The organism is Inquilinus sp. CA228 (genome assembly GCF_052078665.1).
GTDB lineage: Bacteria > Pseudomonadota > Alphaproteobacteria > DSM-16000 > Inquilinaceae > Inquilinus.
Genome location: NZ_JBQJIK010000028.1, coordinates 33,814 through 55,902, shown reverse-complemented (window position 1 = coordinate 55,902; position 22,089 = coordinate 33,814). Strand labels below are relative to the sequence as shown.

Below are 22,089 nucleotides of genomic sequence, written 5' to 3'. Positions count from 1 at the left end.
CGACAAAACGCAGGCGGGCGGCGGTTCCTTGACGGGTCCCCGGCCGCCTGCGCTAATGCGCAACAGACGCCCGGCGACGTCAGCCGGGGCACCAAACACGGGGGGATGTTCATGCATATCAGCCGTTTGGCATTGGCGGCGGGCGCGGCGCTGGCGCTGCTGTCCTCGGCGGCCGTCGCTGCCGACAAGGTCACGGTCGCCGTCACCGCGATCGTCGAGCACCCGGCCCTCGACGCCGCGCGCGACGGCGTCAAGAAGGCGCTGGAGGAAGCCGGCTACAAGGACGGCGACAACCTCGTCTTCCAGTATGAATCGGCCCAGGGCAACCCGGCCACGGCGGCCCAGATCGCCCAGAAATTCATCGGCGAGAATCCGAATGTGATCGTGCCGATCGCCACCCCCTCGGCCCAGGCCGTGGTCGCGGCGACCCAGGACATCCCGGTGGTGTTCACCGCGGTCACCGACCCGATGGGCGCCCAACTGGTGAAGAACCTGGAGCATCCGGGCGGCAACGTCACCGGCATCTCCGACCTGTCGCCGCTGGCCGACCACCTGAACCTGATCAAGGAGATCGTGCCGACGGTGAAGACCATCGGCGTGCCCTACAACCCGGGCGAGGCCAATGCGGCGGCGCTGATCTCGGCGCTGCAGGAGATGGCGCCGGAGTGGAAGGTCGAGATCGTCACCGCCGCCGCGGCCAAGTCGGCCGACGTCCAGGGCGCGGCGCAGAGCCTGGTCGGCAAGGTCGACGTGATCTACGTCCCGACCGACAACACCGTGGTCTCGGCGCTCGAGGCCGTGATCGCGGTCGGCACCGAGAACAAGATCCCGGTGTTCTCCGGCGACACCGACAGCGTCGTTCGCGGCGCCATCGCCTCGGTCGGCTTCGACTATTTCGAGGTCGGCCGCCAGACCGGCGCGGTCGTGGCCCGGGTGCTGAAGGGCGAGAAGCCCGGCGACATCGCGGTCAAGAACGCCAGCGGCACCGACCTGTTCGTGAACACGAAATCGGCCGCGGCGATGGGCGTCACCGTCCCGCAAGCGGTGCTGAGCCGCGCCAAGAAGGTGATCGAGTAAGCGTCCGGAGCCCCCTCTCCCGCCCTCGGGAGGGGGGCTTTCGGTCATGCGCCCCGATGCGGCCGTCCGGACATGACAGATCCGGACGGAGCCCGTATATCGGGACCTTCTCGTTTCCGCGGCCGCCGCCGGCCGCCCCGCAGGACGTGTTGATGAGTCTGTTCGCCTTTCTCGGCGCGATCGAAATCGGGCTGATCTTTGCCCTCGTCGCGCTCGGGGTGTTCCTGTCCTTCCGGGTGCTGAACTTTCCCGATCTGACCGTCGACGGCAGCTTCCCGCTGGGGGCCGCCACCACCGCCACCCTGATCGTCGCCGGCCTCGACCCGGTGCCGGCGACGCTGGTCGGGGTCGCGGCGGGTGCCTTGGCCGGCCTCGTCACCGCCTGGCTCCACGTCCGCTTCGGCATCCTGCACCTCCTGGCCAGCATCCTGACCATGATCGCGCTGTTCTCGATCAACCTGCGCATCATGGGCAAGCCGAACGTCGCCCTGATCAACCAGGACACGGTGATCGGCCTGTTCGCCTGGCTGTCGCCGGTGATCGAAGGCCTCGGCTTGCCCGCTCGGGCGACGCTGAAGGTGGTGGTGCTGGCCATCATCGTGCTGATCGTCGGCCTCGCCCTCGGCCGCTTCCTGACCTCGGAATTCGGCCTGGCCATGCGCGCCACCGGCGCCAACCCGCGGATGGCGCGGGCGCAGGGTATCTCGACCAAGCTGCACATCTATGTCGGCATGGCGCTGTCGAACGCGCTGGTGGCGCTGGCCGGCGCCCTGTTCGCCCAGACCGCCGGCTTCGCCGACGTCACCGTCGGCACCGGCACCATCGTCAGCGGCCTCGCCGCGGTGATCCTGGGCGAGACCATCTTCCGCACCCGCTCGATCGTGCTGATGCTGCTGGCCTGCGTGGTCGGCGCCGTCCTGTACCGCATCGCCATCGCGCTGGCGCTGAACACCAGCTGGCTCGGGCTGCAATCCTCGGACCTCAACCTGGTGACCGCCGTGCTGGTCGGCATCGCACTGATGCTGCCGGGCGTCCGCAATCCCTTGAAGACCCTGTTCCGGCGGAGCGCCTGAGATGATCAAGGTCCAGGACGTTCACGTCACCTTCGGCCGCGGCACGCCGCTTGAGAACCGCGCCCTGCGCGGCCTCGACCTGACCATTCCGACCGGCGAGTTCCTCACCGTCATCGGCTCGAACGGCGCCGGCAAGTCGACCCTCTTGAACGTGCTGAGCGGTGACGCGCCGGCGGAGCGCGGCCGGGTCGAGATCGACGGCGTCGACGTCACCCGCTGGCCGGCGCCGAAGCGGGCCGGCTTGGTCGCCCGGGTGTTCCAGGACCCGATGGCCGGCACCTGCGAGGCCCTGTCGATCGAGGAGAACATGGCCCTGGCCCATGCCCGCGGCCGGGCCCGCGGCCTCGCCGCCTCGCTCGACGGGCCGCGCCGCGCGGTGTTCCGCGACAAGCTGGCGGTGCTGGGGCTGGGGCTGGAGAACCGGCTGGGCGATTCCATGGGCCTGTTGTCCGGCGGCCAGCGCCAGGCGGTCAGCCTGCTGATGGCGACGCTGGCCGGGATGAAGATCCTGCTGCTGGACGAGCACACCGCGGCGCTCGACCCCCGCACCGCGGATTTCGTGCTGCGGCTCACCTGCCAGATCATCGAGGAGCAGCGGCTGACGGCGCTGATGGTGACCCATTCGATGCGCCACGCCCTCGACCACGGCAGCCGCACGGTGATGCTGCATGAGGGCCGGATCGCCTTCGACGTCGCCAATGACGACCGCAGCGGCCTGGACGTGCCGGACCTGCTGAAGCTGTTCAGCAAGGTCCGCGGCGAGCAGCTCGACGACGACGCCTTGCTGCTGGCTTGAGGTCTGCTACTTGCCGTCGGCGTCGAGCGGCCGGCCCCAGAGCAGGTGGCGGATGACCGGCATGAGCACCGCGATGCCGAGCCCGAGCGCCGGCCACTGGACCCAGAGGTCGTAGGGGTTGGTCATCAGGTTGATGACCAGCAGCACGGCGACGACGACGAGCGCGCCCAGGACCCGGCGGCGGAGGCTCTCGAAGGGCGAGTATCGACCCGGCGCCGCGGCCGAAGGCGAAGCCGCCTCCACCCGGTGCGCATCCGGCCCGATCCGCAGCGCATAGACCCGCACCGGGTCGGCGATGTTCTTCATCGACCGCGGACCGAGATCGGCAAAGCCGATCTCGATCTTGCTGCGGACCTGCTCATAGACCGCGCCGGACAGGCAGATGCCGCCCGGCACCGCGACCTCCTGCAGCCGCGCTGCGACGTTGACGCCGTCGCCCAGCAGGTCGTCGCCGCTGACCACGACGTCGCCGAGATTAACCCCGATGCGCAGGCGCATGCGGTCGTCCTCGGGCTGGTCCGAGGCCCAGACGCCGAGCCTGTCCTGGGCCGCGATCGCGGCCTGCACCGCGGCGAGCGCGCTGGGGAACTCGGCCAGCAGCCCGTCGCCCGCCAGGTTGAAGACGCGGCCGCCCTGCCCTTCGATCGCCGTCCGCAGGATCCCGCGGGCCTGGTCGAGCCGGGCCAGCGTGCCGGTCTCGTCGCGCCCGACCAGCCGGGAATAGCCGACCACGTCGGCGCAAAGGATGGCGGTCAGGCGGCGTTCCGGCGGGGACATGGACGGTCTCGCGGCGAGTCAGGGGGGCGGATCATACTGCACTGCGCGCCGCACCGCGAGACCCCCATGAACATTCCATGAACATGAACAGATGTTGCGATCTCCGAGGGCGATCGCCAATTCTGTAATCAGCATTCCATAAATGGCTTGACCGTCCGGCCGGTCTCCGACAGAAATTCTGTATCGTCGATTACAAAATAGAGATTGATGATGGACATCCGCAGCGTCGCCACCCGCACCGGCATGGTGGCAATCCCGGCCGAGCTGCAGGCCGATGTCGACCAGTTCCACTACGCGCCGGCGCGCCGGGCTGGGGATTTCGTCTTTCTCTCGGGCATCGTCGCCTGCAGCCGGCAGCCGCAGCCCCTGGACGCGGAGGGCTTTCGCGAGGAGCTGCGCCGGGTCTTCCGGCAGATCGAACGGCTGCTGCACGCCTGCGACGCGCGCCTCGAGGACGTGGTCGAGCTGCAGATGTTCCATGTGTTCGGCAGCGGTCGGCTGGCGCTGGGCAAGGCCGGACAGCTGGCGGCGATCGCGGCGGTGCGGGACGAGTTCTTCGCCGCCCCCTACCCCGCCGCGGTCGAACTGGCGGTGGCGGAGCTGAACCCGGATGGCGGGCTGGTCGAGATCAAGGCGACCGCCTTCGCGCCGCTGGGATCGCAGGACGGCCGGTAGCGGTCAGCCGACCTCGCCCTGCCGCCACAGCCAGGCGGCGCCGCGCACGCCGCTGCTGTCGCCGTGCTTCGCCTTCAGGATCGGCGTGGCGCATTCCCGGCCGAACACGATCGGCGGCAGGCGGCGCGGCACCTCGTCATAGAGCCGCGCGACGTTCGACATGCCGCCGCCGAGCACGATGGCGTCGGGGTCGAGCAGGTTGACGACATGGGCCAGGCCGCGGGTCAGCCGGCTGATGTAGCGCTCCAGCGTGGCCGAGGCGATCGGGTCGCCCGCCTCGGCCCGCGACACCACCTCATGCGTGGAGATCTGCTGCCCGGTCGCCCGGACATGGTCCTTGCCGAAGCCGGTGCCGGAGATCCAGGTCTCGAGGCAGCCCTGCTTGCCGCAGTAGCAGTCCGGGCCCGGCAGCTCCTCGGGCGTCGCCCAGGGCAGCTGGTTGTGGCCCCATTCGCCGCCCACGCCGTTGCCGCCGCGATGGGCGCGGCCGTTGACGGCGATGCCGGCGCCGGTGCCGGTGCCGATGATCACGGCGAAGACCAGCCCCTTGCCGGCCGCGGCACCATCGGTCGCCTCCGACACCGCCAGGCAGTTGGCGTCGTTCTCGCAGCGCACCTCGCGGCCGAGGGCGGCGCTGAGGTCCTTGTCGAAGGGCTTGCCGTTCAGCCAGGTGGAGTTGGCGTTCTTGACCAGGCCGGTCTGCGGCGACAGCACGCCGGGCATGCCGACGCCGACCGTGCCGCGCTCGCCCACCGCGGATTCGACCGCGCCGACGAGGTCGCGGATCGCCTGGACCGTGCCGTCATAGTGGCGCGGCGTCGGGATGCGCTGGCGGTGCAGCTCCGTCCCGGCATCGTCCAAGGCGATCGCCTCGATCTTCGTGCCTCCGAGATCGACGCCGATCCGCATACCCGCCTCCGCCCGCCATCAAGCCAAGAAAAGGGCCCTGCACCCGGGTGCAGGACCGCACCGTCCGCATGTGCCCGCGGCTACTTCGCCGCGAGCACCATGATCATCTGCCGGCCTTCCATCTTCGGCATCTGCTCGACCTTCGACAGGTCCTGCAGCTCGTCGCGCACCTTGACCAGCACGTTCATGCCGATCTCCTGGTGCGCCAACTCTCGCCCGCGGAAGCGCATGGTCACCTTGACCTTGTCGCCCTCCTCGAGGAAGCGCCGCGCGCTGCGCATCTTCACATTATAGTCATTGTCGTCGATGTTCGGGCGGAGTTTGATCTCCTTGACATCGATGACCTTTTGCCGTTTCCGCGCCTCGTTCTTCTTCTTCTGCGCTTCGAATTTGAACTTGCCGTAATCGAGAATCTTGCAGACCGGCGGCTCGGCATTCGGCGAGATCTCGACAAGGTCCAGCCCGGCCTGCTCCGCGGCCCACAGGGCCTCGCGCAGGGGCACGACCCCGATCATCTCGCCATCCGCACCGACCAGCCGCACCTGCGCCGAATCGATCTCGCGGTTCACCCTGGGCCCGTCGCGGGTCGGCAGGGCATTCGTTGGTAGTCTAGCTATGGATAGCCTCCGTCAATTGCTGCGACCCCGTCTGCACCTGCCCCCTCACAGATGTCAACGGGGATCGCGCCTCTGCCACAAGTTTATGAAGCGCCTCGCCCAGGGCAAGGACTTCCTGCGCCTCGCCGCCCAGGCGGCGCAGCGCCACATTCCGGTTCTCCGCCTCACGTTTTCCGACCACCAGCATCAGCGGCACCTTCTTCAGGCTGTGCTCGCGGACCTTGTAGTTGATCTTCTCGTTGCGCAGGTCGATCTCGGCGCGGATGCCGGCGGCGAGCAGCGCCGCATGCACCTCCTGCGCGTAGCCGTCGGCCTCGCCGGTGATGGTCGTGACCACCGCCTGGACCGGCGCCAGCCACAGCGGCAGCTTGCCGGCATAGTTCTCGATCAGGATGGCGATGAAGCGCTCCAGCGAGCCCAGGATCGCCCGGTGCAGCATCACCGGCCGGTGCCTGGCCCCGTCCTCGCCGACATAGGTGGCGTCCAGCCGCTCCGGCAGCACGAAGTCAAGCTGCAGCGTGCCGCACTGCCACGACCGGCCGATCGCATCCTTCAGGTGGAACTCCAGCTTCGGGCCGTAGAAGGCACCCTCGCCCGGCGAGTATTCGAACTCCCAGCCGGCCGCGGTCACCGCGTCGGCCAGGCCCTTCTCGGCCTTGTCCCAGATCGCGTCGGTGCCGGCGCGAACCTCCGGCCGGGTCGCCAGCTTGACCGAGACGTCGTCGAAGCCGAGGTCGTCATAGACCTCCTCCAGGAGCTCGCAGAAGCGCCTCGCCTCCTCCGTCACCTGGTCCTCGGTGCAGAAGATATGGGCATCGTCCTGGGTCATCTGGCGCACGCGCATCAGCCCGTGCAATGCGCCCGAAGCCTCGTTGCGGTGGCAGCAGCCGAACTCCGCCATCCGGATCGGCAGGTCGCGATAGCTGACGATGCCCTGCTTGTAGATCTGCACATGGCAGGGGCAGTTCATCGGCTTGATGCCGTACATCCGCTCCGGCGAGCCGTCCTCCTTCTGGCCGATCGCCACCTTGAACATGTTGTCGCCATACATGTCCCAGTGGCCGGACGCCTTGAACAGGCTGGAATCGACCAGCTGCGGCGTGCGCACCTCCTGGTAGTCGGCGGCATCCAACTTCGCCCGGATGTAGGATTCGAGTGTGCGGAACAGGGTCCAGCCCTTCGGGTGCCAGAACACGCTGCCGGCCGCCTCCTCCTGCAGATGGAACAGGTCCATCTCGCGGCCCAGCTTGCGGTGGTCGCGGCGCTCCGCCTCCTCCAGCTGGTGCAGATGGGCGTCGAGCTCCTTCTGGTCACGCCAGGCGGTGCCGTAGATCCGCTGCAGCATGGCGTTGCGGTGGTCGCCGCGCCAATAGGCGCCGGCCACCTTGGTCAGCTTGAAGCCCTGCCCGACCCCGCCGGTGGTCGGCATGTGCGGGCCGCGGCACAGGTCCAGCCAATCGCCCTGGCGGTAGACCGAGATCGGCTCGCTCTCCGGCAGGTCCTCGATGATCTCGGCCTTGTACTTCTCGCCCTTGGCCTTGAAGAACTCGATCGCCTGGTTGCGGTCCCACACCTCGCGGGTGAAGGGGGCGTTGCGGCCGATGATCTGGCGCATCTTCGCCTCGATCGTCGCGAGATCGTCGGGCGTGAACGGCTCGTCGCGGGCGAAGTCGTAGTAGAAGCCGTTCTCGATCGCCGGGCCGATCGTCACCTGGGTGCCGGGATACAGCTCCTGCACCGCCTCCGCCATGACATGCGCGGCGTCGTGCCGGATCAGCTCCAGCGCCTCGGGCGAGCTGCGGGTGACGATGCCGATCTTCGCGTCCCGGTCGACCACGGTCGACAGGTCCGACAGCTTGCCGTCGATGGTCAGAGCGATCGCCGCCTTGGCCAGGCTCTTGGAGATGTCGCCGGCGATGTCGGCGCCCGACATCGGGCGGTCGAAGCGGCGGACCGCGCCGTCGGGCAGGGTGATGGCGATGCCGCCAGGGCTCGACAGCTCGGCCATGAGTCTATCCACGTTCTTTCGTCCGGAGAGGGCGAGGCACTGTAAGGGTCGAGGAAGGCCTGTCAAGCGGCCCGGGCAGCAGGATGCTCATGCGGCCTGCGATGGCGACGACTGGCGCATCACCCGCGGCGGCTTGATCGGCCGCTTCGGGGTCAGGCGCCAGCGCTTGTGCAGCCACAGCCACTGCTCGGGCCGGGCGCGGATCCAGCCCTCGACCACCCGGTTCAGCCGGATCACCCCCTGCTCCACATCGGCCTTGCGGTCACCGGTGCGGGGGATGCCGAGCGGCGGCTCGATCACCGCGCGGTAGCGGGCGCCACGGGTGCGCTCCACCCGCATCGGCAGCAGGGCGCAGTTGAAGTGGTAAGCCATCTCGACCGCCGCCGGCGAGGTCAGGGCGTCCTGGCCGAGGAACGGCACCTTCAGCCCGCCGGTGTAGCGCTGGTCGACCATCACCCCCAACACCCCGCCGTTGCGCAGGATGCCGAGCGCCCGGCGGGCGTCGTTGCCGGCCATGCGCTTCTCCAGCAGCTCGGACCCCAGCGACAGGCGTGTGCCGCGGACCAGGCGGTCGACCAGCCGGTTGTTCAGCGGCCGCACGAAGATGGCCAGGGGGGCGCCATGCCGGGTGGCGACGATCGGGCCGGCCTCCCAATTGCCGTAGTGGGCCAGCGCCATGATCACCGGCCGGCCGCCGGCCCGCGCGGCCTCGTAGTGCTCGACACCCTCGACGGTGATCCGGTCGGCCCGTCGTGCCTCCGCCCGGCCGAGCGCCGGCAGATGCGGATATTCGCCCATCACCCGGCCGAGATTGTCCCACATGCCGGTGAGGATCGCGCGCCGCTGCGCCGCCGTCAGCTCCGGCATCACCAGCTGCAGGTTGCGGTCGCCGTGCCGGGTGGCGCCGATCCGCATGCCGATGGTCCGCGCCGCCCAGGAGCCGAAATTCGAGGCGACGTCGATCGGCATGCAGCGCAGCAGCCCGTAGACGACGTAGACCAGGGCCGCCTGCAGCGGATGGATGACATAGCTCCGGACCAGGCGGGGCCATGCCTTCCGCAAGGGGTTCAGTCTGTCGCGCAGTCCGCTCATCGGAGGAAATCGGGGATCGGGATTCGCTCAACGCGAAAATTTGGGAATGTTGCTGGAAAAAGGCAAGTTCGCGGCGGGCGGTGGGAGCCATGCGAAGACGGCCGGTCCGCCGGGCGCGGCGGCACGTCGCTTGAGCCGGACCGGACCCGCATGCTAACCCGGCGGTCAAGCGAACGGAAACACTCCCCGATGGTCAACGTCATCTGCGCGAAATGGGGCCCGAAATACGGGCCGGAATACGTCAATCGGCTGAAGTCGATGGTCAGCCGCAACTTGGCGCGGCGGCACCGTTTCGTGTGCTTCACCGACGACCCGACCGGCCTCGACCCCGATGTCGAGCACTTCCCGATGCCGGTGCTGCAGGTGCCGGAGCCGCACCGCAACCTGCCCTGGCGCAAGGTGACGCTGTTCGGCCAGCCGCTCGGCGACCTGGAGGGGCCGACGCTGTTCCTCGACCTCGACATCGTCATCGTCGACAGCCTGGACCCGCTCTTCGACCATCCGGGCCGGTTTTGCGTGATCCACAACTGGACCCATCCGGACCGCCGTGTCGGCAACACCTCGGTCTACCGGTTCGAGATCGGGGCGCATCAGGACGTGCTGGACAACCTGGTCGCCAACCACCGCCAGATCTTCGCCCGCTACCGCAATTCGCAGACCTATGTCTCCGACCACATCGGCGAGATCACGTGGTGGCCGGACGCCTGGTGCGTGAGCTTCAAGAAGCACTGCATGCCCGGCGGCCCGTTCGGCCTGTTCAACTGGTTCATGACCCCGCGCCGCCCGGACGGGGCCCGGATCGTGGTGTTCCACGGCGACCCGAAGCCGGAATACGCGATCAGCGGCCATTGGCCGGGGCGCTGGTCCAAGCATGTGCGCCCCACCCCCTGGGTGGCCGAGCACTGGGGTTGAGAGACCGTCCGGAAACGGGCCGATGATCGGGCCGGCCGACATCTCCGCGCTGCGCTGCTGGATCGTCAGCGAGAGCAAGGCCGGAACCATCGCCCAGTGCCGCGGCGTGGCCGAGAAGCTGGGTGTCGCCACCGAGACCCGGCTGGTGCGGCGTCCCGATCCGGCGAAGTCCGGGCTGGCGCGGCGCCTGAACCGCCGCTGGATCCATATCCGCAATGTCCATCTGAACCGGATCCGGCCACCCTGGCCGGACCTCGCGATCTCCTGCGGCCGGCAGGCGGAACCCGCGGTGATGGCGGCGACGCGCCGGTCCCGCGGCTCGATCTTCACCGTGCATCTGCAGATCCCGACCGTCGGCTTCGACGGGTTCGACCTGTGCTTCGTCGGCCGGCACGACTGGCGGCCGGAGTTCGACGGCCGCGACGACGTGCTGCCGATGGTGGGCGCGCCGCACCGCGTCGACGCGGCGCTGGTCGCCGGCCACCGCGCCGCGTCGGAGCAGCGCTTCGGCGCCCTGCCCGGCCGCCGGGCGGCGGTGATGATCGGCGGCCCCAACCCCGGCTACGGCTATTCCCCCGCGCGCATCGACGCCCTGGTCGCCCAGCTGCGCGGGCTCCAGGCCGAGGGATGGAGCCTGCTGGTCACGACCTCGCGCCGCTCCGATCCCGCCGTGCTGCCACGGCTGCAGCAGGCGCTGGCCGGCGACCGCGGTTTCGTCTGGGACCGCACCGGCGAGAACCCGTATTTCCAGTACCTGGCGATCGCCGATGCCGTGCTGGTGACGGTCGATTCGATCACCATGACCTGCGAGGCGGCCTCGACCGGGATGCCGGTGTTCTCGATCCCGCTGGACGAGACGCCCGGCCCCTATCTCGGGAAGTTCCACCGCTTCCACCGCGACATGCAGGAGACGCTCGGGCTCACCCGGCCCTTCACCGGCACGATCGAGCCCTACGCCTATGCCCCGCTGGACGAGGCCGGCCGCATCGCCGGCATCATCCGCGAGCGGATCGCCGCCGATCGGCAACGCCGCGGATCATAGTCAGCCCTTCCACCGCGCCAGGCGGCGGCGCCAGCGGCGGCGCGCATGGTCCAGCTGCTCGCGCAGCACCCCGCGCGGTGTCACCGCGGCCGGCAGGATGAAGGGTTCCGCGATCGCCTGCGGCACCCGGTCGTGCGGCAGATCGAGCAGCCGGGCGAAGGGCTCCCCGGTCGCGATCTCCTCCGGCGTCCACTGGCACCAGGCCAGGCGCTCGAACACCGGGTCGCGCTCCGGATAGGCCGGGTGGTCGACATCGGTGCCGCGCCGGCACAGCTCGTGGCAGATCACGGTCGGCCCGCAATAGAAGGCCGGCACGCCGGCGATCAGACCCTTGATCGCGGCCGTGCTGGTCCAGGTCACCGTGCACCAGGCGCCGCGCAACTGCTCTTCCAGCGGCACCGCCGTCTTACGTGTCCGGCGCAGCACCGGGCGCTGGGTCGGCAGGGTCAGGCTGTAGTCCCAGCCTTCGGGCATGCGCCGGAAATCCTGGTCGGCCCCCTTCAGCTTCTGGCCGATCACCAGGACGTGGTTGCCGCCGCGGCTCCAGTCGCGCATCGGCACGTCCCAGCCGCGCCACCGCTCCGGCCCGCCCGGCGGGAACCGCCCCTCCCCGTTCCAGCCGTCCAGCGCCACCTGGAAGAAGCGCCGCGGGCCGATCGGCGACAGCCAGCCATTTTCCATCACGATCGCCCGGCCGCCGACCGCCTTGATGGTGCGCAGCGCCGCCAGCCGGTCGGTGCCGAGGAAGGGCGACCAGCATATCAGGACGTCGTCCGGGCCGGCGTCGCGGTCGGGCATGCCGATCGTGACCGGGCCCAGCCGGCGCGCCCCGGCCGCCACCTCGTCATAGGGCTTGACGTTGGCCTGGCCGGGGGACGGCGGGTCGCCGAGGACGATGAAGATGCGCATGCGCCCCTACCCCGGCGTCAGGACATGCCGAGCCGCCGGCGGACCGGATGGTCCCCCGGCAGGCGGAGGGCCAGGTCGCGCACGCGGCCGAGCAGCGTGTAGCGCGGGCGGACCGCGGCCGGTTCCTCGAGCCGCACCGGGGCGCCGTCATGCGGCAGGTCCAGCAGCCGCCCGAGCGGCTCCCCGGTCGCGATCTCCGCCGGGGTCCACTGGCACCAGGCGAGGCGCTCGAACACCGGCTGGCGGTCGGGGTAGATCGGCGCCTCGACGTCCAGGCCGGACTTCGACAGCTCCGGGCACAGCGTGTTCGGGCCGCAATGGAAGGCCGGGATGCCGGCGACCAGCCCCTGGATCGCTGCCGTGCTGGTCCAGGTCACCGTGCACCAGGCGCCGCGCAGATCCTCCGCCAGCGGGCGCGCCGCGCCGGGCATGCGGCGCAGCACCGGCCGGCGGGTATCGAGGCGCAGGCTCTGGGCCCATCCCGGCGGCATGCGCCGGGCATCGCTGATCGACTGCGCCTTCTGGCCCAGGACCAGCACATGCCCGCTCTGCCGCTGCCAATCCAGCAGCCTCACGCCCCAGGCGGCCCAGCGCGACGGTCCGCCATCCGCAAACCGGCCGGTGCCGTTCCAGCCGTCGAGCGCGAACTGGAAGTGGCGGACGCCGCCCGGCGGCGACAGCCAGCCATTCTCCAGGATCACGGCCCGGCCGCCCGCCGCGCGCACGTCGCGGACCGCCGCCCAGCGCTTGGACAGCCGGAACGGCGACCAGGTGATCAGCACGTCCCCGGGCTCGAAGCGTTCCGGCAGCTCCGCCGCGGTCGACCCGAAGCGCTCGCAGGCGGCGATGCATTCGCGCCAGGGCTTGCGGTCGCCCTGGGGCAGATAGACGAAGAAACGAAGCGCGGCTGGCATGTTACAAATTTGTATCCGACAACTCGCCGGCCGGGGCAAGCCCCGCGCTCAGGTGCCGGGGCCGGAGACGGGGCGGCGCCGGATCCCGACACCGGTCCGCTCGATCGCCGCCATGATCAGCGCCCGGTGGATCTCGCTGTATTGCGGCCGACGGGAGGGGATCACGTGATCCTCGGAATCGCCGACATCGGGCCGCGGCATGCAGACCGGCGTTCCGGCGACCGGGATCAGCCCGGTCTGCCGGGCGACATCGGCGATGGCCGCGGCATAGCCCTGGGACTCCATGCATTGCGGGTTCAGATAGGGGCCGCTGGCGTAGAGGCAGGTCAGGCTCTGCTCGCGGCAGAATTCGCCGATGCGGCGCAGCGATGCGGCCGCATCCTTGCGCACCGCGCGAGGCTCGTAGGTCCGCGGATACAGCGGCGCGCCGAACCGGGCCGGATTCTGCGGCACATAGTCGAGCCGGGCGATGGCGGGGTCGATCGCCTCGCCGGTCGCCGCCGCCTGCAGCATCCCGGCCGGGATGTCCCAGGTCGCCAGCGAGGACAGCATCTCCTGCGGCGGCACGTCGGCGAGGTCGCCCAGCGTCTCGGCGGTGTAGAGCGCGCCGGGCCAGGACGGCCTGCGCCGCATCATGTCCAGCGTCTGCATCACCACGACGACGCGCGGCCGGGTCTCGCGCACCGCGCGCTTCAGCATGTTCAGCGTGCCCTCGAAGCCATAGGTGCCGACCAGCGGCAGCGACATGACCGAGAGGCCGAGCCGCCGGCTCCAGTCCCGCGCATCGATGCCGTTGCCGAGCGAGCTGTCGCCGACCAGCAGGATGTCGACCTGCCGGGTGTCCTCGATCTTCTCGATCTGGTACCGCAGCAGCTCGGATTCCCGCCATTCCGACAGGCCGTTCTGCATGCCCCACAGCGACAGCGCGCAGATCGCCACCACCAGCGCCACGGCGGCCGCGGCGCCGGTCAGCAGGTAGCGGCGCGCGTCAGAAGCGGAAATAGATGAATTCGGAGACATCGTTCAGCTTGAGGATGCAGGCGGCGAGCAGGAGGCCGATGGTGGCCGCGGCGACCGGATGCGGCCGCCAGGCCGGGACCAGGCGGCCGAGCGCCGGCGGCTCGATCCCGTCGGCATAGCCGCGGGTGGGCAGGCCGACGCCGTAGCGCCGGAACAGCGTCTGGATGTTGGGCAGGCACAGGCACGCCACCAGGCCGGCCGCCCCGGCCGCCAGCGACAGCCAGACGTTCCACGCCGTGCCGGGAAGCAGCGCGCCGAGAATCGTCTCCAGCGTCGCCGAGGGGGCATAGTCCAACGCCGGTTCGTGCAGATCCCCGGCGACACCGAACAGCCCGGCATAGATCCGGCCGGCGGTGGCGATGTCGGCGGCCCGGAACGGCACCCAGGCCAGGATCACCGTCACCGTGGTCAGCAGCCAGGCCAGGGCGGCCGGCAGCGGCACGTGGAACCGGCTGCCCCGCCAGGTCTGGCAGGCGACGATCAGCAGGCCGTGCAGCGCCCCCCACAGGATGAAGGTGAAGCCGGCGCCATGCCAGATGCCGCCCAGCAGCATGGTGATGAAGACATTGGCATAGCGCCGCGCCGGGCCGTGCCGGTTGCCGCCGAGCGGGATGTACAGATAGTCGCGCAGGAAGCGGGACAGGGTGATGTGCCAGCGCCGCCAGAACTCGACGATCGACAGCGACCGGTAGGGCGAGGCGAAGTTGATCGGCATCTGGATGCCGAACATCCGGCCGAGGCCGATCGCCATGTCGGAATAGGCCGAGAAGTCGAAATAGATCTGCAGCGCATAGGCCACGGCCGCCGCCCAGGCGTCCAGCAGCCCGGGCTGTGCCCCCTGCGCCGCGGCGTTGAACACCGGCGAGGCGATCAGGGCGAAGCTGTCGGCGACCAGCACCTTCTTGGCCAGGCCGATGGTGAAGATCGAGAGGCCGACCGCCAGGTCGCCGAGCCGCGCCGTCCTGGCGCCGCTGGCGAATTGCGGGATCAGCTCGCGGTGGTGGACGATCGGGCCGGCGATCAGATGCGGGAAGAAGACGACGAACAGCGCATAGCGCGGCAGCGGCCAGGGCTCGCCCTCGCCGCGGGCGACGTCCACCAGATAGGCGATCTGCTGGAAGGTGTAGAAGGAGATGCCGACCGGCAGGGCGATGTGGATCGCGATCCCCGGCCAGCCGAAGGCGTCCGCCGCGGTCTGGGTGACGAAGCCGGTGTATTTGAAGACGAACAGGAACAGCAGGTTGCCGCCCACGGCCAGCCGCATCCAGGCCCGCCCACGCGGCGTCAGGCGGTGGCGGTAGATCACCCCGGCGAGATGGTGGTTGAGCACGATCGCCGCGAGCAGCAGCAGCAGTTGCAGCTGGGCGGAGGCCCCGTAGAACACCAGCGAGGCGGCCAGGAGGGCGGCGATCGCCCAGGAGATTCCGGCAAAGCGGCGCGCCGCCATCCACAGCGCATAGGTCAGCGGCAGGAACAGAAGAATGAAGGCGTAGGAGTTGAACAGCATGGACGGCGGGAGACCTCGGACGGCCCGAGGTCATCCGCTCGGGCGGCCAGATAATGCACAAATCGTACGATTGATCCACCGGGACCGACGATTCGCGGCTTCCCTACCCGATCAGGCCCCTACCCGATCAGACGTTCCGCGATCCGGTCCAGCGGCTTGCGGCCGGCCACGGCCGCCCGCACCCGTCCGGCCATGGTCCAGGCCGAGGGCACCGCATCCGGATCCAGCAGGATCTCGGGCCGGCCGTCATGCGGCAGCGACAGCAGCCGCGCGAAGGGTTCGCCGGACCGGATCTCCTCCTCGGTCCATTGCATCCAGGCATGGCGGCGGAACACCGGCTCGCGGTCGGGATAGATCGGGTTGTCGACGTCGAGGCCGCGCCGCATCAGCTCGCCGCAATTGATGTGCGGCCCGCAGGTGAAGGCCGGGATGCCGCGGATCAGGGACTTGATCGCGACCGTGCTGGTCCAGGTCAGCGTGGCGAAGGCCTCGTCGAGCTGCCGGTCCAGCGGCGCCTCGGTGAACCGCGTCCGTCGCACCACCCTGCGGCTGGTCCTGGGCGCGACGCTCTGCGCCCAGCCGGGCGGCATGGCGCGGGGGTCGAGGTTGATGCCCTTCGGCCGCTGCTCCACCACCAGGATGGTCTCGCCGCCGCGGCGCCAGTCGCTCAGCGGCACGTTCCACGAGTCCCAGCGGCTGCCGTCGCCGGCCGGGAAGTCGCCGGTGCCGTTCCAGCCATGCAGCGCGAGCTGGACGTATTTGCGCCCCTGGACCGGCGACAGCCAGCCGTTCTCGCCGATGATCGCCCGCCCCCCGGCCGCCCGGATCTGGCGATAGATCTCGCTGCGGAAGGTGCCGCGAAACGGCGCCCAGAGGATCGCGATGTCGTCCGGCTCGAACCGGGCCGGCGTGCTCATATGGACGGTGCCGAGACGGGCCGCGCCTTCGGCGAGCGCCGCGCCGGGCTTGCCGATCGTCACGCCCCAGAACACGAAGATCCTAGCCATGCGTGCCGTCGCCGCGAGCCTCGGCATAGATCGCGTGGGGCTGATCGAGGTCCAGCGCGTAGCCCGCCTCGACCGCCGAGGTCGCGCGCGAGAACACCGCCCCCTCCTTCAACGCCCCCTTCGCCGACCAGATGAAGCTGTCCTCGCCGAACGCGACATCGACCAGGCCGGCCGGCATGTGCTGCCACCGGATCCGCGGCTTGAGCCGCCGGCGGATGACATAGAGATAATAGATCGCCGGCTGGTCGACATGGTCGGTCGGCCGCATGTGCAGCGCCCGCCAGACGACGGACGCCAGCTTCTCGCAGAAGCCGAGCGATTCCTTGGAATGGCTGACGCCGACGGCACCGGCCATCACCCGGCGCCAGACCCTGCGCTCGCCGAGCCGGAAGTGCAGCGTCACGTCGGCCCGCTCGATCATCCTGAAGACCTGGCCGAGCGGCCGGCGGACGATGCCGTCGATGTCGACGCACAGGATCGGCGCCTTGCAGGCCAGCAGCAGGTGATGCAGGACCAGGAACCGCGCCGCCGAGAAATAGACCGGCCTGGGCAGGGACAGCCGCCGGTAGGAATCGTCCTCCCAGGTGAAGGACAGCCTCACATGGCACAAGGTCCGGCGCATCCGGTCGATATGGTCGAGGGTCTCCTGGCAGGGACCGTACAGATGGATGTGGATGTGGAGCGGCTCCGCCAGCTGTTCGGCGGACAAGAGGAAACTCGGCGCGAATTTCTTGTAGTAGCCGTCGTCACACCCGCAAAACAGAACCCCCGGCGTCCCCATGTCTGGTGTATTGCCGCGAATTCTCAAACGATAGTCCTTGACGGCGTCCCTTGCCTGCGTGTCGGTCAAATTTTCCAGAAGAACGGAAAAGGACAATCGCTTTAGAAACCATCGGGACAATCTCTTGAGTGAATGACCGCTCATGACGTCTTGTCCGAAATCCTGTGTCCTTTGAGGCGGCGGCGATCGTCTGTCACCTCCCGCTGCTGGTGCACCACTCACCGACAGGCTAGCGGCACGAGAAATACCACACTGTGCCCGGCATCACATCCGCTTTGCGGCACTCCGGCCTTCCGCCCATCACCGGCGCATTGTGGGACGGAACTGGGGGCAGGATCATGGCAAGACCGTGAATTTCGCGCGGCCCTCGATCACCCGGACTCGCGCCAATACGCTTCCCGCCGCTCCAGGACCAGATCGGCGCCCCGGCTCCGGCCCTCCTCCTTCCGTCCGCCCTTGAGATGGTCCATGAACCGGCCGAGGGGGGAATTGATCAGCACATGCGGCACTTTCAGGCCCAGCCCGCCGGCGATGTCGTAGGATCTGTGGCCCCGGCGCTCGGTCTGCTTGCGGACGATGTCGAACAGGTAGGAGTCGTGGAACTCGTATTCGTGGAACATCTCGTCCCGGGTGTAGAGCCGCTCGAACTCCGCGAGCATCTCCCGCGTCGCCGGATGTCTCAGATTGTAGGCGACGAAGCCGCACTCGGAATGGATGCGACGGCGCAGATAGCCGACGAAGCAGTCGGCCGGGATGAATCCCTCGATCTCGTCCCGGCCGACATCGGCGAAGAATCGGGTGTCGGCATCGATCCAGATCAGCACGTCGATATCCGCGGCCGCGGCGGCGTGGAAGATGGCGAAGCTCTTATGCGCGAACCGCACCGCATTCCAGCGGTACCCTTCCCCCCAGCGCTTCTCGCCGAGCTTGAAGCGCAGCTTCGCCAGATCGTAGCTCAGCCGGAAGCGGGGGCGCCGGGTCAGCCCATGGGCCAGCGGATTGTCGGCGTGGCGGTGCTTGAACGCCGCCAGATCCGGCGAGCTGTCGATCAGATCGCGCACCTCGATCCGGCGGCCGGAGAGCTTGGGCGCGAAGCCTTCGCTATACAGCAGAAGCGGTACCTCGACAGGCCAGTGGCGATCGAAGCTCTCGACCATGCGCTGCCCATAGGCCTCGTATCCTGCGGCGTTGCAGGTCGTGACCACAGCGAACCTGCGCCCTTGCCCGGCAAGCCGAACAGTCATGCTGCGTGTTTCTTTAAGAACAACCCCAGTTGGCGGCGAGCATAGTGACTCCTGCAAGTTTCAGCGACCCCAATTTTTGCGATTTGAATGGCCGTTAATATCTACTCCGATAACCAACATCACGAGACGGCGCAACTGCGGGTCATCCAAGCGGAAAGCCATCCTAGGCCGCATCGGCGCGCTCGCGCCCGCCGGCACCGTCACGCCACCGGCCCCGGCGTCGCCAGGACCGCGTCATAGTCGGCCCGGTCCAGCCCCATCACCGCGCCGCCGCGGCCGGCATTGCGCAGGATCCGGCCCTCCGCCTCGAAGGCCCGGCGCAGGATGCCGAACTCACGCCCATAGATCTCGTCCTCGGGGCGGACGTACTGATTGGTCTCGCTCTGCCCGGCGGCGTAGAAATAGGTGGTGTCCTGCGCGTAGTCGAGATCGACGCCGAGGATGTAGGCCTCGGCGAAGCCCATGTAATGGGCGATCTGGGCGGCGAACAGGATCACCGTCGAATCATTGCCCAGCCCCTGCCAGGGATGATGCCGGAAGCCCTGCTTGCGCAGGCCGCCGCGATAGCCGGGGAAGGTCACCACACGCTCGGCCGGCGGCCGGAACTCCGGCCGGGCGGCGATGGTGTCGCGCACCAGATAGGTGCCGACCGGCAGGGTCGAGACATCGGCCTTGATCCGGTCCCAGCCGCGCAAGTCGCTCAGCACATAATAGGGAATCGGCGCCGGCAGCCCGCGCTCCAGCGCCTTGTAGCCCTTCTTGACCACGAAGAACTGCTCGCCGGCCAGCTTCGACAGATCGAAGTCGAGCAGCGAGGGCGCATTGCCGAGCAGGAAGCAGCGCTGGCCGCGATGGCGGTCCTTCAGCGCCATGATCCGGCGGGTGCGGCCGGGCGCGGCCAGGGCGCCGGCCAGGGCGTAGGTCTTGGCGAGCAGCGGCAGCATCGCGACCTCCTCAGCCCTCGGCCGCCGCGGGCGCGCCCAGCAGCTCCCGGTAGACCGCCAGGGTCGAGCCGGTCATCGCCTCCTTGGTGTAGTGCGCCGCGACCGTGGCGATCGCCCGCTCCGCCATCCACCCCCGCTCCTCCGGCGTCAGCGACAGCGCATGGTCGATGGTGGCGGCCAGGGCGTCGGGATCGCCCGGCGGCACCAGCCAGCCGGTCTCGCCCTCGGCCACCACCTCGGGCGGGGCGCCGATATTGGTCGCGATCACCGGCCGGCCCAGCGCCATCGCCTCCACCACCACCCGGCCGAAGCCCTCGGGATCGGTCGAGGCATGCACCACCACGTCGGACAGCATGTAGGCGGCCGGCATGTCGTCGCAGTGGTCGACCAGTTGCACCACCCCGTTCAGCCCCTTCGCCGCGATCCGGTCGATCAGCTCCTGCCGGTAGCCGCTGCGGCCCTGGTCGCTGCCGACGATCAGGCAGCACAGGTCGTGCCGGCCGAGCCGGGCCAGCGCGTCGATCACCACGGCCTGGCCCTTCCAACGGCTCAGGCGCCCCGGCATCAGCACCAACGGCCGGTCGTCCGGCACCCGCCAGGCGCGAGCCAGCTTGATCATCCGCTCGGCCGAGACCGCCTCGATCGCGAAGTGCCGCAGGTCGACGCCGCGCGGGATGGTGCGGATCCGCGCCGGATCGGTGCCATAGCTGTCGACGATGTAGCGGGCGACATAGTCGGAGATCGCGATCACCCGGTCGCCGCGCCCCATGATCGAATTGTACAGCCGCTTGGCCGCGCTGTGCTGGTTGTAGGGCGCGTGCACGGTGGTGACGAAGGGGATGCCCAGGCGCCGGCAGGCGGCATGGGCGCTCCAGGCCGGGGCACGGCTGCGGGCGTGCACCAGGTCGATTCCGCGATCGCGGATCAGCGCCTCGAGCCGGCGGATGTTGCGCCAGATCGTGACCGGGTTCTTGCCGGCGAGCGGCAGCGCGACATGCTCGGCCCCGGTCCGCGCCAGGTCGCGCAGCAGGGCGCCGCCGGCCGAGGCCACCAGCGCCTTACCGCCTGCCGCCTCGATCGCCGCGGCGACATCGACGCAGCCGCGCTCCGCCCCGCCGGTGCCGAGCGCCGGCAGCACCTGCAGGATGGTGCGTCCGCGCAGGTCGACCGGGGCCGCTGCGTCGGTCGCGTCGTCATGTGGCAGGAGTTGAGTGGTCACGGGATCCGATGGTACCGGGCGAACGGGGCGCGCACCCTACATCAGCGGCCGGGGGCGCGCCATGACCCCGCTGCGCGATCAGGCCTGTCTCCAGCGCAGGGACATGCAGGACAGGCCGGCGTCGAGCTTGCCGGTCTCCGCGACCTGCAGCGGCACCACGCGGTAGCCGAGCCGGTCGAGCGCCTCGGCGGTGCGCGGGAAGGCGGCGCCGACCAGCACCACGTCGTTGACCCGGAGGGCGTTGGCGGCCGCGTCCTCCCCCTCCGACACACGGACCACGCGCATCCCGGGGAAGAAGCCGGCCAGGGCCTCGGTCGCCAGCACGGTCTCGCTATCGAGCAGCGAGCACGCGGTCTTGAAATGCAGCACGCCGGCCGGCGGCGTCACCACCTCGGCTTTGCGGCCGAGCTCGGCGAGCAGCGCCGCCAGCGCCCCGGCGCCGCGGGCGTCGGTGCGGGCGGACAGCCCGATGATCACGGCGCGCGGCGTCACCAGCACGTCGCCGCCCTCGGCGAAGCCGGCCTCCAGCGCCAGCACCCGCTCGAACCGGGCGGCCAGGGCCGCGGCGATCTCCGCCGCCTCGCCCAGCCGCGACGGCGCGCCGGGGCGCAGCAGGATGGCGCCCTCGGGGAAGGTCAGCGCCGGATCCTCGACGAAGACGGAATCGGGGAAGCCCTCGAGCGGCGGCAGCACCTCGACCGCCACGCCCGCCTGCTCCAGCGCCGCGACATAGGCGGCATGCTCGGCCCGGAACCGGGCCATGTCGGGCGCGCCCCGGTCGACGGCGCGCAGCCCGTCCACCGCGGACCCGGCAGGCTGGCGCGCCAGGGCGCGATCGAACCGGAACACCTCGGCCATGCTCAACTCTCCCAGCTTCCCTGCCCTTCCGGCGGCACCGACTCTATCGCGCCGCCCGGCCGGTCGCCATGCCGGAAGCGGTGTAAAAAATCGCGCATTTGCCCGCTTGCCGAAGCGGGGCCTCATGGTTATTGTCCCGCCTCCAGCGGAGGGGTGGCCGAGTGGTTGAAGGCGCTCGCCTGGAAAGCGGGTATACGGTGTTGAGCCGTATCAAGGGTTCGAATCCCTTTCCCTCCGCCATCCTGCTTCGCGCTCACGCGCTTCGCAGGACTATCGCCTCTCCTCATCGCGAAGCAGGATGCCCTCCGTAGCTTCAGCGAAGGAGGGCCGCCGATGTTTTATGTCTACCTTATCGAAAGCATTTCAACACAGGGGCAGCGCTACGTCGGAGTGACCGCCGACCTCAAGCAGCGTCTTCAAGACCACAATTCTGGAAAGTCGATCCACACTTCAAAATTCAAGCCGTGGCGGTTGACGACCTATGTCGCGTTTAGCAATCGAGCCAAGGCAGAAGCTTTTGAGCGCTATCTCAAGTCTGGTTCTGGTCACGCTTTCGCTAACAAGCGCTTGTGGTAGTATACTCCGTCGTCGGAACGAAATATGCATGCTTAAGTGCATATGAACCATTTTTCATCGGCTGTCGACGTCGCGCAGTGAGAACCACACGCCAATCGCCTAATGAAAGATAGTCTCTATTTTCATAGGTAG

Annotated in this window: 22 protein-coding genes and 1 tRNA gene; 8 read left to right on the top strand and 15 right to left on the bottom strand. The window is 69.3% G+C overall.

Annotation, left to right across the window (positions count from 1 at the left end; translation table 11 throughout):
* The first annotated feature begins 111 nt into the window (after positions 1 to 111).
* The 3 genes from ACTOWL_RS15935 (at position 112) to ACTOWL_RS15925 (ending at position 2,946) form a co-directional block, all read left to right on the top strand.
* Positions 112 to 1,077 carry an ABC transporter substrate-binding protein gene (locus ACTOWL_RS15935; protein WP_441322229.1) on the top strand — a complete coding sequence of 322 codons (966 nt, stop codon included), beginning with the start codon at positions 112 to 114 and terminating at the stop codon, positions 1,075 to 1,077.
* A gap of 152 nt (positions 1,078 to 1,229) precedes the next feature.
* The gene (locus ACTOWL_RS15930; protein WP_441322228.1) at positions 1,230 to 2,150 is read left to right on the top strand and encodes an ABC transporter permease; all 921 of its coding nucleotides are present in this window, start codon (positions 1,230 to 1,232) and stop codon (positions 2,148 to 2,150) included.
* Between the two features lies 1 nt (position 2,151).
* A complete protein-coding gene (locus ACTOWL_RS15925; protein WP_441322227.1) occupies positions 2,152 to 2,946 on the top strand; it encodes an ABC transporter ATP-binding protein in 795 nt (264 codons plus the stop codon).
* A gap of 6 nt (positions 2,947 to 2,952) precedes the next feature.
* Here ACTOWL_RS15925 and ACTOWL_RS15920 read toward each other — a convergent pair whose 3' ends face one another.
* Positions 2,953 to 3,723 carry an adenylate/guanylate cyclase domain-containing protein gene (locus ACTOWL_RS15920; RefSeq protein ID WP_441322226.1) on the bottom strand — a complete coding sequence of 257 codons (771 nt, stop codon included), beginning with the start codon at positions 3,721 to 3,723 and terminating at the stop codon, positions 2,953 to 2,955.
* A 210-nt stretch (positions 3,724 to 3,933) separates the two neighbouring features.
* Between ACTOWL_RS15920 and ACTOWL_RS15915 the strand changes: the two genes are divergently transcribed.
* On the top strand, positions 3,934 to 4,398 hold the full coding sequence (locus tag ACTOWL_RS15915) for a Rid family hydrolase (RefSeq protein WP_441322225.1): 465 nt from the start codon (positions 3,934 to 3,936) through the stop codon (positions 4,396 to 4,398).
* A 3-nt stretch (positions 4,399 to 4,401) separates the two neighbouring features.
* Here the strand turns inward: ACTOWL_RS15915 and mak are convergent, their stop codons facing one another.
* From mak to ACTOWL_RS15895, 4 genes are all read right to left on the bottom strand, one after another.
* Positions 4,402 to 5,307, bottom strand: a complete 906-nt coding sequence (gene mak, locus ACTOWL_RS15910) for a fructokinase (RefSeq protein ID WP_441322224.1) — start codon at positions 5,305 to 5,307, stop codon at positions 4,402 to 4,404.
* Positions 5,308 to 5,387: 80 nt separating this feature from the next.
* Positions 5,388 to 5,876, bottom strand: coding sequence for a translation initiation factor IF-3 (gene infC, locus ACTOWL_RS15905; RefSeq protein ID WP_342234985.1), 489 nt, complete (start codon positions 5,874 to 5,876; stop codon positions 5,388 to 5,390).
* Between the two features lie 40 nt (positions 5,877 to 5,916).
* A complete protein-coding gene (thrS, locus tag ACTOWL_RS15900; protein ID WP_441322223.1) occupies positions 5,917 to 7,932 on the bottom strand; it encodes a threonine--tRNA ligase in 2,016 nt (671 codons plus the stop codon).
* 87 nt (positions 7,933 to 8,019) lie between these two features.
* Complete coding sequence (locus ACTOWL_RS15895; protein WP_441322222.1) at positions 8,020 to 9,024, bottom strand: lysophospholipid acyltransferase family protein; 1,005 nt, start codon at positions 9,022 to 9,024, stop codon at positions 8,020 to 8,022.
* A gap of 189 nt (positions 9,025 to 9,213) precedes the next feature.
* Between ACTOWL_RS15895 and ACTOWL_RS15890 the strand changes: the two genes are divergently transcribed.
* Both ACTOWL_RS15890 and ACTOWL_RS15885 read left to right on the top strand, forming a co-directional pair.
* On the top strand, positions 9,214 to 9,936 hold the full coding sequence (locus ACTOWL_RS15890; RefSeq protein WP_441322221.1) for a hypothetical protein: 723 nt from the start codon (positions 9,214 to 9,216) through the stop codon (positions 9,934 to 9,936).
* Between the two features lie 22 nt (positions 9,937 to 9,958).
* Positions 9,959 to 10,978: a mitochondrial fission ELM1 family protein gene (locus tag ACTOWL_RS15885; protein ID WP_441322220.1), complete on the top strand. Its 1,020-nt coding sequence runs from the start codon at positions 9,959 to 9,961 to the stop codon at positions 10,976 to 10,978.
* Here the strand turns inward: ACTOWL_RS15885 and ACTOWL_RS15880 are convergent, their stop codons facing one another.
* From ACTOWL_RS15880 to ACTOWL_RS15835, 10 genes are all read right to left on the bottom strand, one after another.
* Entirely contained in the window at positions 10,979 to 11,887 is a 909-nt protein-coding gene (locus ACTOWL_RS15880; RefSeq protein ID WP_441322219.1) for a hypothetical protein, read from the bottom strand.
* 17 nt (positions 11,888 to 11,904) lie between these two features.
* Positions 11,905 to 12,801, bottom strand: a complete 897-nt coding sequence (locus ACTOWL_RS15875; RefSeq protein ID WP_441322218.1) for a hypothetical protein — start codon at positions 12,799 to 12,801, stop codon at positions 11,905 to 11,907.
* Between the two features lie 48 nt (positions 12,802 to 12,849).
* On the bottom strand, positions 12,850 to 13,821 hold the full coding sequence (locus ACTOWL_RS15870; protein ID WP_441322217.1) for a hypothetical protein: 972 nt from the start codon (positions 13,819 to 13,821) through the stop codon (positions 12,850 to 12,852).
* Positions 13,790 to 15,328, bottom strand: a complete 1,539-nt coding sequence (locus ACTOWL_RS15865; RefSeq protein WP_441322216.1) for an MBOAT family O-acyltransferase — start codon at positions 15,326 to 15,328, stop codon at positions 13,790 to 13,792. The genes ACTOWL_RS15870 and ACTOWL_RS15865 overlap by 32 nt, the downstream gene beginning before the upstream one ends.
* A gap of 119 nt (positions 15,329 to 15,447) precedes the next feature.
* Complete coding sequence (locus ACTOWL_RS15860; protein WP_441322215.1) at positions 15,448 to 16,335, bottom strand: hypothetical protein; 888 nt, start codon at positions 16,333 to 16,335, stop codon at positions 15,448 to 15,450.
* On the bottom strand, positions 16,328 to 17,044 hold the full coding sequence (locus ACTOWL_RS15855) for a hypothetical protein (protein ID WP_441322214.1): 717 nt from the start codon (positions 17,042 to 17,044) through the stop codon (positions 16,328 to 16,330). Before ACTOWL_RS15855 ends, ACTOWL_RS15860 begins: the two co-directional genes overlap by 8 nt.
* Positions 17,045 to 17,487: 443 nt before the next feature.
* Positions 17,488 to 18,321, bottom strand: a complete 834-nt coding sequence (locus ACTOWL_RS15850) for a hypothetical protein (protein WP_441322213.1) — start codon at positions 18,319 to 18,321, stop codon at positions 17,488 to 17,490.
* A gap of 239 nt (positions 18,322 to 18,560) precedes the next feature.
* Positions 18,561 to 19,304 carry a hypothetical protein gene (locus tag ACTOWL_RS15845; protein WP_441322212.1) on the bottom strand — a complete coding sequence of 248 codons (744 nt, stop codon included), beginning with the start codon at positions 19,302 to 19,304 and terminating at the stop codon, positions 18,561 to 18,563.
* 10 nt (positions 19,305 to 19,314) lie between these two features.
* Positions 19,315 to 20,523, bottom strand: a complete 1,209-nt coding sequence (locus ACTOWL_RS15840; protein ID WP_441322211.1) for a glycosyltransferase family 4 protein — start codon at positions 20,521 to 20,523, stop codon at positions 19,315 to 19,317.
* Between the two features lie 78 nt (positions 20,524 to 20,601).
* Positions 20,602 to 21,381 carry an arginine deiminase family protein gene (locus ACTOWL_RS15835; protein ID WP_441322210.1) on the bottom strand — a complete coding sequence of 260 codons (780 nt, stop codon included), beginning with the start codon at positions 21,379 to 21,381 and terminating at the stop codon, positions 20,602 to 20,604.
* Between the two features lie 147 nt (positions 21,382 to 21,528).
* On the opposite strand from ACTOWL_RS15835, the gene ACTOWL_RS15830 reads away from it, so the two are divergent.
* A tRNA-Ser gene (locus ACTOWL_RS15830) sits at positions 21,529 to 21,621 on the top strand.
* Positions 21,622 to 21,714: 93 nt separating this feature from the next.
* Positions 21,715 to 21,957 (top strand): GIY-YIG nuclease family protein, encoded by a 243-nt coding sequence (locus ACTOWL_RS15825; RefSeq protein WP_441322209.1) that lies wholly within the window; start codon positions 21,715 to 21,717, stop codon positions 21,955 to 21,957.
* Positions 21,958 to 22,089 lie beyond the last annotated feature (132 nt).